This is a genomic window from Mesorhizobium sp. CNPSo 4689 (assembly GCF_057784325.1).
Genome location: NZ_JBWLUZ010000004.1, coordinates 190,448 through 203,444, shown reverse-complemented (window position 1 = coordinate 203,444; position 12,997 = coordinate 190,448). Strand labels below are relative to the sequence as shown.

Below are 12,997 nucleotides of genomic sequence, written 5' to 3'. Positions count from 1 at the left end.
TTTCAGGTCAGGTAATTCAACAGGCTGAGTTGCTGCAGGCGCGCCGTCAGCGCGAAGGACGTCTCGATATGCTGCGTCAGGTCGGCGACGCGGGTCGCGGCCTCGGCGGGATCGACGCCTACGAGGTCGATGATATGCTTCTCGAACAGGTCGACCTGGGTTTTCATGCGATCGGTGGCGTCGGACACGCGCTTCTGGGCGAGGCCGGCCTCGGACCGCACCTGGACAAGTCCGCCGATGGCCTCGCCGACCAGCGTTTGGGCGCGGCTGGTGACCGCAGTCCTCGCTGCCTGGCTGATGGTGCTGCTGGAAAGCAGGCTGGTGACCATGGCCGATGCCATGGCGAGCTTGCGGATGCCTTCTTCGTTGGCGCTGACCGAGGTTTCGGTGGTTTCGTTGAGCGCGATGCGGCTGGTGATCTGCTCATCGGTAGCGTTCGACCAGGTGCCTTGCCAGCCCGAGCCGAGGAACTGCGGCTCGACGCTGGTGGTGATGAAATCATCCATCTGGGCAGCAGTGATGCTGGCTGCGGCCGGATCGCCCTGCGCGAAACCGAAATAGGCGACGAAGGAAGCGTCGAAGGCAGCCTTGGCGGGGGAGCCGGTGGCCGCGAAATCATCGATCGGCTTGACGTCAGTGTTGGTGCCGGCGAACAGATATTCGCCATTCACGCCGGTGTTGAGGATTCCCGTCATCTGCTGCAGCGCCGAGGCGCCGGCGGCCTGCGTGATGCTGGTCGAGGAATCGCCGGATACGGCGCTGGTCAGGGCCGAGAGGAAACTCTGCGCAACATCGGAGAGCTGGCCAAGCGAATCCTGGGTCGATGTGAGCCGGGCGGCGACCAGCGCATTGGAATCGATGATGCCGTTCAGCCGGTCGAGATCGCGCGAGAAGGTCACGGCCTGAGTCGTGCGTCCGCCAAGCGCCAGACCGACATCGGCGACCTGACCCGTCGACGACTCCTTGGTCGCCTTGACCAGTTCGGCCTGCATGCGCATTTGCTGATAGCGCATGGCATTGGACAATGCAGCTGAGGAGACGGATGTGGCTTTCATGGATTATCCCACGGCATCGAGCAGGGCTGACAGCATGTCGTCGACAGTCTTCATCATGCGCGCCGAGGCCTGATAGGTGTGTTCGAGATCGAGCAGCAACGACATTTCCTGGTCGACATTGACGCCGGTGTCGTTGGACAGCGCCTCGGCCGTGCGCGTGGCCAGCGCTTCCTTGGCGTCGGCGGTCGTCGAGGCCTGCTGGCGCACGCCTTCGAACCAGCCGATGGCGTTGGCGGCATAGTCGGAGACGCTGGATGTCGTCGTGATGCCGGCGGCGGCATCGAAGGCCATCGGCTGGTCGAGCCTGTCGCCATAGGCGATCAATAGGTCGGAATAGGATGAGCCGCTGGTGTTGAGGATATAGGCCGCGCCGTTGGCGCCGCCGTCGCGCAGCAGCGCCGGGTCGCCGCCGGCGCTCGGATCCATCGCCATGTTGACGCTGATCGAACCGGCAAGGCCATTGACCAGCGTGCCGGCCGCCGGCACGGCGGGCGCGCCGGACCAGGTGAACAGGCCGGCCGCATCGGATTGCGACGGCGCGGTTTCGGCGAAGGCGGAGATGAGACCGCGCGCGGTCTCGTCGAGCTGGCTCTGCATGGTTGCGGCGACGCTGTCGCGCAAGGTTATCAGGCCGGCGAGCTTGCCGACAGCGCTGGTGTTGTCGCCGGTGCCGGCGGAGACCGGGACGTTGTCGATATAGATGGTGTTGCCAGGGGTGCCGGCGGTGTAGCCGGCCGACGGCGTGAAGCTCACCGAGCGCGGCACGGTCTCGAACAGCGTCGTGCCGTCGGTGGTGGTGATGACCATGTCGTTGTCGCCGCGCGTAAAGGTCGAGACGGGGACATATTCGGCAATCTTCTTCAGCAGCGCGTCGCGCTGGTCGAGCGCGTCGGACACGTCGGTGCCCGAACGCGTTCCGGAGATGACGGCCTTGTTGGCATCCTGGAACTGGCTGAGCAGCGAGTTGAGGTCATCGACGGCGGTGGCGATCTGGCTGTCGGTCCGGGTGCGGAAATCCTGGATCGCCGTGGTGCCGTCGTTCAGCGAGCGCACGACATCCTTGGCCGCGTCGATGACGCTGGCGCCGAGATTCTGGTTGGACGGCGTCGTCGCGTAGAGCTGCAGCGCATTCTGCAGATTGGCGATCGCGGTCGAAGGCGAGTAGGCGTTGTCGACGCCGTTTACAGCGAGATCCAGCTGGTCCATGCCGCTGTAGAGCGCGCTCTGGCCACTCCATGCCGAGAGCGCGCTGAGGTTCTGGCGAAACAGCAGGTCGTTGGCCGCTCGCTGGACCTCCACGGAACGGGCGCCGGGCGCCGTGCTGGTGATGACCGCGGTGCGGCGGGCGTAGTCCGAATTGGAGGCATCGGCGACGTTGCGGGAAACGATGCTGGTCTGTTTCGACGTGGCCAGAAGCGACGACTGGGCGATGCTCAATGCGGAAGACAGCGACATGCGGCTCTTTCACGGGCGGACGCCCGTCGTTTATCTCTTCAGGTTGACAAGGACGTCCATCAGGTCGGAACCCGTCTGGAAGACTTTCGAATTGGCGGTATAGCTGCGCTGCGCCGCGATCATGTTGGTGAGTTCCTCGGCGATATCGACGTTGGAATTCTCGAGTGCGCCTGAGACGATCGAGCCGAGCTTGCCTTCACTGGCGAAGCCGATGCGCACGGCGCCGGAGTCTGAACTCTGCGAATAGACATTGCCCGGCAATGCGGTGAGGCGATCGGGACTGGTCACGTCAGCCAGCGGGATCTTGTAGAGCGGCTTGGTGGAGCCGTCCTCATACTGCGCGTAGATGACGCCGTCCTCGCCGATCTGGACACTCTCGATGGTGCTCGGGGCGTTGCCGTTGACCTCAGCTTCTGAAACCGTGTAGCCGGTGCCGAGCTGGGTCAGCTTGGACAGATCGATGCTCAGGGCCGCGCCGTTCGGCACGGTGAGCGAGATGCTGTCGACGGCGCCCGTGAGCTTGCCGGTGGTGGTGTCGAAGGTCAGGTTGGCCGAACCCAGTGCGCCACCCGTATAGGGGAAGGACGTGCCGGCGGTGGCCTGGGACTGGTCGAAGACCGAGACTTCCCAGGTGCCGGTTCCGGTGTTGGTGAAATAGACGTCGAGCAGCACCTTGTTGCCGAGATTGTCATAGGCGACCAGCGAGGACTTCGACGTGTATTCGGCGGTCGCACTGTTGGTCGAGGGCAGGCTGCCGGCAGCAACCGTCGTTGCGCCCGCCGGCAGATTGCCGGTAAAGGTGCCCTCGGTGCTGGGGGTCGCCGTCATTTCCTGGTCGGAAATCTGCACCGGCACAAGGCCCTCGAAGCCGTTGGCGGTGGCGGCCGGCACGCCATTGTCGTAGCTGTAGGCCATCAGCTGGTAGCCGGCAGCGTTGACCAGCTTGCCCTCGGCGTTCGGAACGAAGGCACCTGCGCGGGTGAGGTAAGGCGTTCCGCTCGGATCCTGGACGACAAAGAAGCCGTCGCCATTGACCGCCAGGTCCGACACCGAAGTGGTGTACTGGAGCACGCCCTGGGCGCTGATCGAGGAGCGGACCGTCGTGGTGACGCCGCCCGAATTATAGGCGCCGCCGGTGCTCGGCATAACCAGCGTCGAAAACTCCGTCGAGGACCGCTTGTAGCCGGTGGTGTCGGAATTGGCGATGTTGTCGGCGACGGTCGACAGGCGATTTGCCTGCGCGTTCATGCCGGAAACGCCGGTCCGCATCATTCCGTACAGGCTCATCGAAACGTCTCCTCAATGCCCCGAGAGTGGGGTCCATGACAGTGGTCGCGAGCCTATGCCCTGTGTCTTGCGCGAGGCTGGCGCGGGCCGAGCGGGCGCGGGCATCAAAACACCAGCCGATAGCCGAGGAAGCGCTTGGAATCGATCGGGTCGTGGCCGAGCTTTTCGCGCAGCTTCTTGCGCAGCTTGCTGATATGGCTTTCCACCACGTTCTCCTCGACCTCCTCGTCGAAGATGCCGTAAATGGCGTTGAAGACCTGGGTCTTGGTTACGCGCCGTCCGCGATTGCTGGCCAGATATTCGAGGATACGGCGCTCGCGGCGCGGCAAGGGCAGCGGCTGGCCGTCGATCTCGGGATCGCGGCCGTCCATGAAGATGCGCATCGAGCCGACCTCGGTATAGGGCGCGTCTTCCTGCGCGCGGCGGCGGATGGCGGTGATGCGGGCCAGGATCTCGCGGATGTGAACCGGCTTGCGGATGACATCGTCGACGCCGCTCTCGAACAACCGAAGCGTGTTTTCGAGCGAGTGCTGCTCGCTCAGCGCAATGACCGGAGCACCGGTGCGGTCGCGGATCTGGCGTGGAGAAATCGCGCCTTCCCGGCAGTCGCCGATGAGGAAGGCCCTGACCGAGCGCAAATCGGTGTCGGCCGCCGAGTTCACCCATTCCCCGAATTCGCCCGGAGCGAAGCCTGCACAGGCGACGCCTTCGCGATCGAAAAGTGAGTTATAGCCTTCAGTTACGAGCTCTCGCTCGTCAACGATCACGATCATCGGCCCGCCCTCCGAATCAGCTCATTTGCCCCGTGGAAAAAGGCGTATCCGGTGGCGGGAATCCTGAACAACCGTCATTTCTTGTAGCTATTTTCTTGGGAGTTTTTTTGGGACGCGTAAATAAGCGCGGTCGCATGGGTGCATCGGCGGTGTATCGGCAGCTGCGTCTTGCGGGGGCGCGGCTGCCTCCAGCAGGGCTGAGAAAGTCGGCGAGGCTGTCGCGCGATCTACAATCATGGATTGCAGAAATCGCGAGCGTTGGGCGTCCATTTCCCGAAGCCGGTGGCGACCATGTTGGCGATGACGCGGCAGACATAGAGCTTCTGCGCCGGATCGTTGTCGGGCCCGGCATGGTATCGGGCCACCGCCATCGACCAAGTCAGGTGACGGGCATGGAGACTGGCCAGGAACCGCGCCGCGTAGTCGACGTTCTGGCGCGGGTCGAGCATGTCGGCGACGCTGCGGAAATGCGAGGCGTGATAGTGGTGGTTGACCTGCATGCAGCCGAGATCGATCAGCGTCTTGCCTTCGCGGCGGGCAGTCTCGAACGTTGCCAGGGCCTCGGCCCGGCTCCTGGGGAAGACAGCTTTTCCTTCTATGTTCAAAGCGTTAGGCTGGAGGCTGCCCTTGTTGCCGGTCTCGGTCAGTCCGACGGCATAGAGGATGCCGGCGGGCACGCCGTAACGGTCGGCGGCGCGCAGGATCTCCGGCTCGCAAGGATTGCCGGCCGCGTTCGCGGCGCCGGCGGTGACGCTAGATAAACATGCCGTCGCCAGTGCGCTCGCGAGCAGGCGAAACAGCACGGCCGATTTCCTGTGCGTCATTGCGGTAGTTCCTTCCCGGCTGCTGACCACCGGAACCGGCATTGCCGCCGCTCGGGTCGCCGGACTGAAAGGCGGACTGTTCACGCCCCGTCGACATCGGCAGGGAACTGCTTGCATCGGCGCGGGCGGTGGTGGGGGCTGCTATCGAAGGTTGCAGGATCGCGACCTTGTCGACGTCGAAACCGAGCCCGCGCAACGACTTGACGATGGCCTCGCTGTCGGCCGCCAGACGGCGGTATGCCTCATGGGTTTCGGGCTTCAATTCGATCGAAAGCTGCTCGCCGGCAAGCCGTAGGCTGGCGGTGACCATGCCAAGCTCGGCCGGGTGAAGCTCGATCTTCAGAATATGTGTCGGAACGGCAACAGAGCTGGCCATCTGCGGGCTCGCGGAGGCCGTCGAAAAAGCCTGACGCAGGCCGCTGTCGGACGTGATGGCGTCAAACAGGACCGATGTCGTCTGGCTCATCGGGCTTTGCGCTGGCGCCGGGAAGCTCTGCTCGGCGACGACGTCGATGCGTGCGGCGGACGTAGCCTGTTTTCCCTGTTCGGAGGGCATCGCCGATCTGATGGCTTCAAGGCTCTTCGACCCAGGCGCGGGCCGTTTTGCCGGCGATGCCGGCACGTCTGTCGCGACCTTGTCCTTCGACGGGATCGTAGTGTCGTCATCTGGACGCGGCGGCCCCTTGAGGACGGAGCCAACGACGTCCGGCTGCCGGAGCTGTCCTGGAAGGCTCACGCCGTTGGCGATGCGTTCGGCCTTTGCGATGGAGCCGACATCGCGCGCATCGGAGCCGGAGCTTGAGCGGGATTTCTTCAAGGAGGAAAGCTGTTGCTGCGCGGGCAGTGGCTGGCTTTCAAGCGTCGGCTCGGCTGTCTCCCGGTTGGCCGTGGCCGCGCTTACTTCCGCCTTGGCCGCGGCCGAGAATTGCCGGATGTCATGCAAGGCCATCAGCAACGGCAGGCGGTCCTGAAGCGATGCCACATTCGCGCTTTGCGCGGCCGGTTCCGCGTTGTCACTGGCCTTGCCCGTATCGGTGTCGGCATCCGCCTTCGCGATCCTGCCGGCGGGCTGTTTCGGCGAAGCGGCCCTGGCTGACGGCTCGTGGTCGGGCTGCACCTTGCCAAGGTTCACCGACGCACCCTTGGCCCATCGTGCGCCGTGCGGCCCTGCGTCGTTCGGCTGGCTTTCCGGTCCGGCCGGCTTTTCGGTGCCGCGCACCATGTCGTCGAAGCTTGACGTCTCGCTGCTGCCGTTCGTCGCCGCCGCCTTGGATGGCGCGCGCGTGGAAACAAGTCCCGGAAGGGCCTGGCCGAGGCTGGTGGTCATTTCGGAGCGGCTCCAAGCATCTGATCGATCAGGTCGAGTTGATGGCGCGTGTTGATCATCGCCGCGTCGGTGGGATCGTGCGGATCGAGGCCGCCAGCCGATGCCGATGCCGGTTGCGGCACCGGGGCATCGGTGGACGCGGACGCGACAGCCGGTGCAGCGGCAGGCGCGGAGCCCTGCGCCGCCGCCGCCGGGGAAGCAGAAGCCGCTGACGATTTATCCGGCGACGCGGCGGCCGCGGCCGGCGCTTCCGACGGCTTTGCGGCAGGGGCGGATGCTTCCAGCGCCGGCTGCTCGGACATCACGCCTTCGACCGGCGGAAGGCCGGCCTCGTCGGATTTGTCCGTTGCGGCGATTTCGGTCTCGGGTTTCGGCGCGGCGGCAGGGCCGGGTTCTTGGGCGGGAAGAGGGGCGGGCGGCGCGACCACTTCGCCGGCAATGGCTTGCGCGGCATCGAGCAGGTCGCGGTCGCTTTGCGAAAGCCTGCTGCGGTCGATCTTGCCCAGCTTGGCGCGCACGTCGTCGATTGTGCCCGACGTCACGGTGGACAGGCTGGAGTAGAGCTGGGCGCGCGGATCGTTCTCGTTGTTGTTGCCGTTGCGGCCCTGCTCGGCCCTGGCCGCGGCAAAGGCGGAGAGATCCGTCAGTCCGTCGATCGCCGCGCGGCGAGCGATACGCAGATAGATCACCTTCTCGCGTTCGGGATCCATCATCGCGGTGATGTCGGCGAGCTTGTCCTGGCTGATCGCCATGTGCAGCGTGATCATGCCCGAAACGAAGGAGTCCGCGAACTGGCTGGCATAGGGCGAATAGAGATAGCTCGCGACATACTGGGTGGAAGCAAGCGCGAAGCGCGCCGCGTCGCCCTGCGCCGCAGTGATGCCGACGGAGCGGCGAAGTGCTGCTTCCTCAACCAACGTGCCGGGGCTGAGCAGGCGGGCGTCGTCGAGCAGAGCGAGTGCCTCGGCCGGCTCGTCGGTGGCGAGCAGCGAGCCCTTGACCAGCGCCACGAAAGCGCCGAGGTCGCTCGGCAGCGTCATCGGGTCGATCGGCTTCAGTGCCTCTATCGCCTTGGCGGGCCGGCCGTTCAGATAGTCGATGATACCCTTGGCGATGGCGTGGCTTTGCGGATCCGCTTCGGCGCGTGAAGTCACCGCCTCGACCGTGACCGGGTTGCCGCCGCTCATGCCGTAGACGAGCAAGGCGCGGAAATTCTTCGGCTCCTTGAAATCCTCGGCATCCGCTGCGCGCAGGCGCGTGTCGACCATTTCCAGAAGCTTGGCCTGCATCGGCAGCGCCGCATGGTCGCCGGCGGCAATACGGTCCTGCACGAGCTGCAGTGAGCGCACCAGCTGATAGGGTTGCAAGGCCCCCTCGGCGAAGCCGGTCGAGGGCGGCCCGGCGGTCAGCAGCAGCAGGCCGATGGCGCGGCCGATGATGGTCGCACCTCTCATCCGCCGCTCGTCATCAGGATCTCGATGCGGCGGTTCGCGGCCGCCATCGGATCGGCGCGATCTTTCGGCTGACGGTCGGCAAAGCCCGCGACCTCGGTGATGCGACGTTCGTCGACGCCGCCGCGCACCAGCATGTAATAGGCGGAATGGGCACGCGCCGTGGACAGCCGCCAATTGTCGTAGGTGTCGCTGCGGAACGGCCGCGCGTCGGTATGGCCGTTGATGCTGATCGTGCCCTTCTGGCCGTTGACGATGCGGCCGATCTTCTCCATCGCCAGCACCAGCTCGCGCCTCGGCATGGCCGAGCCGATCTCGAACATGCCGAAATCGAGCTGGTCGGTGATCGAGATCACGACACCCTTGTCGGTTGCCTCGACCGAGACACCGTCATGCAGCTTGTCGCCCGGCTTGAAGGCCTCGGCCAGTTGCTGCTTGACCTCGGCCGCGGCCTTGACGGTGGCGGCGCTCGGCGCCTTTTCGCCGGCATCGGTCCTTGCGGTCTCCTCGGCCTTGACGGTTTCGACCTTTGCCGCGGGCTCGGTCTTCGGCGCCGGCTCGGCCTTCGCCATGGTTTCGGGTTTTGCCGCTTCGGTCTTTGCCGCCGACGCCGATTTCGGCTCCGTCTTGTCCGGCGCGGATTTTGCCAATGGCTCGAGCGGTGCAGCCGTCACGGGCGGCGCCGGCGGCACGGCCTTGACCTTCGGCACCTGACTTTCGGCGACCTTGTCGCCGGCCTTCACCGGATCGCCTTCGATCCTGGTGCGTTCGGCACTTGCCTCGGCGCCGGGCGCGGCCACCTGCTGCGACCAGAAGTCCGGCGCGAACGGATCGCGGTAGGATACGCCGCCGGAGGCACCGGTCGCCGGGCCGGCATTCTGCACCCCGCCATCGCCCTTCTCGCTGACGTTCTGCATCACGCCGGTGTCGGCGGCGATCTCCGACAGGACCGCGTAGGGGTCGGCAAACATCTGTTCGTCGGAGTGGTCCGATGCCTGTGAGGATTCCTTGGCTTGCCTTTTGTCCGAAGATCCGGCGGCGCCCTGGCCGTCCTCGCCGGCCTTGCTGGCCCCGTCCTGCGGGTTGTCGGCCGTCAGCCCGACCTTGCTCGGACCATCGCCGACATCTTCAAGCCCTTTGCGGCTGGAGTTGCGGTCGATCAACTCGACCGGGTTGAAGTAGCTGGCGACGGCCGCCTTGGTCTGCTCGTTGGCGGCGTTGATCAGCCACATGACGAGGAAGAAGCACATCATGGCGGTCATGAAATCGGCAAACGCGATCTTCCAGACGCCGCCATGATGGCCATCGTCGTGGTCGTCATGATTGCGCTTGACGATGATGATCTCGTGCCTGGCTTCGCCGGCCTCGACAGCGCTCATGACAGGATCTCGGACAGGGAAGCCGACCATTCGGCGATGCGCGTCTCGAAGACCGTTTCATCGATGGCAATTGTCAGGTCGAAACCTGGGCTCTCGACAAAGTCGAGTTGCGCAGCGCGCGGGCCGAGAGAGGTCTTCAACGTTTCGAACAGCGAAAGCGGGCCGCGCACGGAGATGCGCACCGCCTCGGAATCGGCGACGGCCTCGCCGATGGTGCGGGCAAGAGCCTCGATCGAGCGCTTCTGCAGGTCGTCGGTGACGATGCCGCCGACGATGCGGCCGACCGTGGCGCCGACAAGCCCGGTCACGCGTGTCTCCATCGCCTCGATGTGTGCCGCGACGGCGGCGCCGAGATCGCCGCCGAAGCTGTCGAGAAAGGCCTTTGCTTCCTCGGCATTGGCTTGGCGCTCGGCGTCGAGCGCGGCCTGGTGGTCGACGGCAAGGCGCGCTTCCAATGCTGCTTCGGCCTCGGCGACGGCTTCGGCGATCAGCGTACCGATATCGGCCTGCGGCGCGGGCGCTTCCGGCTTGCGCGCGGCTTCGCTCGCGGGCTGGGGTTGGCTGCCGCGCTGGGCACGCGTCCCGAAATCCGGCAGAAGGTCGAAGAGGGCGGCAGAGGCCATGGTTTATCCCGCGACTTCCTGGGCGGCCCATTTGCGCAGGATATGCGCGGTGCGCTCCTCATTGATGTCAACCATGCGGGCAAGGCGGTCCTGCGGTGCGGGCCTGATCTTCTGGCGAAGGTCGTCAAGCGGGGTGGAGCCGGGGCGGGTGCCCGGCAAGGCAACCGGAGCGGCCGCCGTTTCGAGAGCGGCGGGCTCGGGCGTTGGCAGCGAACGCTGCACGTCCTCGAAGCTCGGACCGGCGAGGGCTGGCGTTGCCTTTGCCGTCAGAGCAGCTGCCATCGGCCTCAGACCGAAGAAAGCCACCAGGAAAACCACGACGATGAAGGCGACGGCGTTGATGAGGGTGCCGGCATGCGTTCCGATCGATGCCAGCATGCCAGGCTGTTCGATCGGCTCGCCGTCCAGCCCGTCGATGAACTCGACAGCCGAGACGTCGATAACGTCGCCGCGCTTGTCGTCGAAGCCGGTGGCCGAAGCCACCATCTTCTGGATGTCGGCAACGCGCTTGGCGATCTGTTCGGGCGTTGCGTCCTTGCCGAGGATGGTCGCCAGCCGCTGCTGGTTGACGACGACGGCGATCGACATCTTGGTGACCGAATAGCCGTTGGAGACGGTGGCAATCTTCTTCGAATTGATCTCGTAGTTGGTGATCTCCTCCTTGCGGTCGTTCTGGGAGGAGGATTGCGGGCCCTCAGTGCTGGTGGTCTGGGTCTCCGGCAGGTTCTGCTCGACGCTTGTCGGGGCCGAAGCCTGCTTCTGGTTGTTGTTCTCATTGGCCCGCACCGACTGCACGGAACGTTCGACGCGCGACTCCGGATCGAAGATCGTCTCTTCGGTCTGGCGGGTGTCGGTGTTGACGTCGGCCTTGACGCTGGCACGGAAATTGTCGGGACCGAGATAGGGGGTCAGCGCGCGGCGGATGTTGTCGCCGATCTGCGCCTCCACCGTCTGCTCGACGCCCAGCGTGCGTGCGGCGCTGGTGTTGGAAGGGTCGTCCCCGGCCGCCAGAAGGTTGCCGTTGGAATCGAGCACCGTCACCTTGTCGGCCGAGAGACCGGGAACGGCGGCGGCGACGAGATGGCGGATCGACATGGCGCTCTTTTCGGCATCGATGCCGGAATAGCGGATGACCACCGAGGCGGAGGGCTGCTGCTCGTCGCGGCGGAAATTGGCGCGCTCTGACATGACGATGTGGACGCGCGCCGCCTTGATGCCGGCAATCGACTGGATGGTGCGCGCGATCTCGCCTTCCAGTGCCCGCACCCGGGTGATCTGCTGCATGAAGGATGTCAGGCCCAGCGAGCCGACATTGTCGAACAGCTCGTAGCCGGCATTGGCGCTGGTCGGCAGACCCTTCTCGGCAAGCAGCATGCGCGCCTGCGCGGTGGTGCCGGCCGGCACCAGCACGGTGGTGCCGTCGGGGCCGACGTCGAAGCCGATGCCGGCTTCGCCCAACACCAGGCCGATCTGGTTCACGTCGGAGCGTTCAAGTCCGACATAGAGCGTCTCGTAGGCCGGCCGGTTGAGATAGACCGAGGCAACGCCGATGACGGCCATGACCAGCGCGGCGATGCCGCCCAGCATGGCGAGGCGCTTGACGCCAAATCCCTGGAGATTCGAGATGATGCTCTGGATCTGTTCCGGCACGATTCAACGGCTCCCAGCAAGACTGTCCGTGGGAACACTAGACCGCGAAGCTTGTGCGAGGATGATAGGCTTAAACTGAAAGGCCGCGCCCCAGGCGCGGCCTTTCAATCCGAAGAAAAAGCTTGTCAATCCGAATGGAAAACTTGCTTGGGCCTAGCTCTTGAACAGCGACAGGATGGACTGCGAGTTGCCGTTGGCGATGGACAGCGCCTGGATGCCGAGCTGCTGCTGGACCTGGAGCGCCTGCAGGCGGGTCGATTCCTTGTTCATGTCGGCATCGACCAGGGCGCCGACGCCCTTGTCGATCGAGTCGCTTAGGTTCGACAGGAAGCTCTGCTGGGTGTCGATGCGCGACTTGGCGGCGCCGAGATAGGCAGCGCCGGTCGACAGTCTGGCAAGCGCGGTTTCAACGTTACCGAGTGCGGTGTCGATGGCCGTGTCGGTGACCGCGGCGGCGCTCGGATCGAAGAAGGTCGTGGCCAGCAGACCACCGACGATGCCGCCGGTGCCGGCCACGTCGAGAACCTGGGTGTCGGCGGCCGTGACGTCGATCGTGTCGATGGCGACGGTTGTGCCGGTACGGTTGTAGGAAGCGACGATCTTCAGGTCCGAAGCGGCCAAGCCGTCATTCTGCAGCAGATTCGAGCCGGCATAGCTGGCATTGGTGACGGACGACTTGATCTGGTCCTGGATGGCCTTGATTTCCGTCGCGATCTTCTGCTGGTTGTCCTGGCTCGCGCCACGGGCGGTGACGAGCTTGGCCTTGATCAGGTCGACCTGGTCCTTGATGTCGGTGATGGCGGTGTAGGCGGTGTCGACCTTGCCGGCGCCGAGGCCGAGCGAGTCCTGAACAGCCGAAAGCGCCTTGTTGTCGGATTTCATCGAGGTGGCGATCGACCAGTAGGCGGCGTTGTCGCTGGCGGTGGCGACGCGGTAGCCGGTCGAAATGCGGGCCTGCGTCGTTTCAAGCTGCTTGTTGGTGGCGTTGAGACTCTGAAGCGCGGTCAGCGCCGCGGCGTTGGTCATGATGCTTGCCAAGATACACCTCTTCTCAAAGCAGGCATGCCTCGCGCATGCCGGTCAACCTGTTCGGCGGGAGCGTCATGCCTGTCGACCAACTGGTGGTCTGCCCGTCCTAAGCGAATGGTTAACCATGAGTATCGCGATATCGTT

Annotated in this window: 11 protein-coding genes; all 11 read right to left on the bottom strand. The window is 65.0% G+C overall.

What is annotated here, in order from left to right:
* Positions 1-2 precede the first annotated feature (2 nt).
* Entirely contained in the window at positions 3-1,055 is a 1,053-nt protein-coding gene (locus AC04SI_RS08590) for a flagellar hook-associated family protein (protein ID WP_404276210.1), read from the bottom strand.
* A gap of 3 nt (positions 1,056-1,058) precedes the next feature.
* Positions 1,059-2,510: a flagellar hook-associated protein FlgK gene (flgK, locus tag AC04SI_RS08585; RefSeq protein ID WP_404276208.1), complete on the bottom strand. Its 1,452-nt coding sequence runs from the start codon at positions 2,508-2,510 to the stop codon at positions 1,059-1,061.
* A gap of 30 nt (positions 2,511-2,540) precedes the next feature.
* Positions 2,541-3,797, bottom strand: coding sequence for a flagellar hook protein FlgE (locus tag AC04SI_RS08580; protein WP_192177879.1), 1,257 nt, complete (start codon positions 3,795-3,797; stop codon positions 2,541-2,543).
* 104 nt (positions 3,798-3,901) lie between these two features.
* The gene (locus AC04SI_RS08575) at positions 3,902-4,570 is read right to left on the bottom strand and encodes a response regulator transcription factor (protein WP_006204074.1); all 669 of its coding nucleotides are present in this window, start codon (positions 4,568-4,570) and stop codon (positions 3,902-3,904) included.
* A gap of 233 nt (positions 4,571-4,803) precedes the next feature.
* Entirely contained in the window at positions 4,804-5,394 is a 591-nt protein-coding gene (locus tag AC04SI_RS08570; protein WP_404276206.1) for a transglycosylase SLT domain-containing protein, read from the bottom strand.
* Entirely contained in the window at positions 5,324-6,616 is a 1,293-nt protein-coding gene (fliK, locus tag AC04SI_RS08565) for a flagellar hook-length control protein FliK (RefSeq protein ID WP_404276205.1), read from the bottom strand. The genes AC04SI_RS08570 and fliK overlap by 71 nt, the downstream gene beginning before the upstream one ends.
* Before the next feature lie 101 nt (positions 6,617-6,717).
* On the bottom strand, positions 6,718-8,175 hold the full coding sequence (locus tag AC04SI_RS08560) for a chemotaxis protein MotC (protein ID WP_404276204.1): 1,458 nt from the start codon (positions 8,173-8,175) through the stop codon (positions 6,718-6,720).
* The gene (locus AC04SI_RS08555; protein WP_404276203.1) at positions 8,172-9,551 is read right to left on the bottom strand and encodes a MotB family protein; all 1,380 of its coding nucleotides are present in this window, start codon (positions 9,549-9,551) and stop codon (positions 8,172-8,174) included. Before AC04SI_RS08555 ends, AC04SI_RS08560 begins: the two co-directional genes overlap by 4 nt.
* A complete protein-coding gene (locus AC04SI_RS08550; RefSeq protein WP_404276202.1) occupies positions 9,548-10,174 on the bottom strand; it encodes a hypothetical protein in 627 nt (208 codons plus the stop codon). Before AC04SI_RS08550 ends, AC04SI_RS08555 begins: the two co-directional genes overlap by 4 nt.
* 3 nt (positions 10,175-10,177) lie before the next feature.
* The gene (gene fliF / locus AC04SI_RS08545; protein ID WP_404276201.1) at positions 10,178-11,824 is read right to left on the bottom strand and encodes a flagellar basal-body MS-ring/collar protein FliF; all 1,647 of its coding nucleotides are present in this window, start codon (positions 11,822-11,824) and stop codon (positions 10,178-10,180) included.
* 153 nt (positions 11,825-11,977) lie between these two features.
* Entirely contained in the window at positions 11,978-12,862 is an 885-nt protein-coding gene (locus AC04SI_RS08540) for a flagellin N-terminal helical domain-containing protein (protein ID WP_192177885.1), read from the bottom strand.
* Positions 12,863-12,997: the final 135 nt, after the last annotated feature.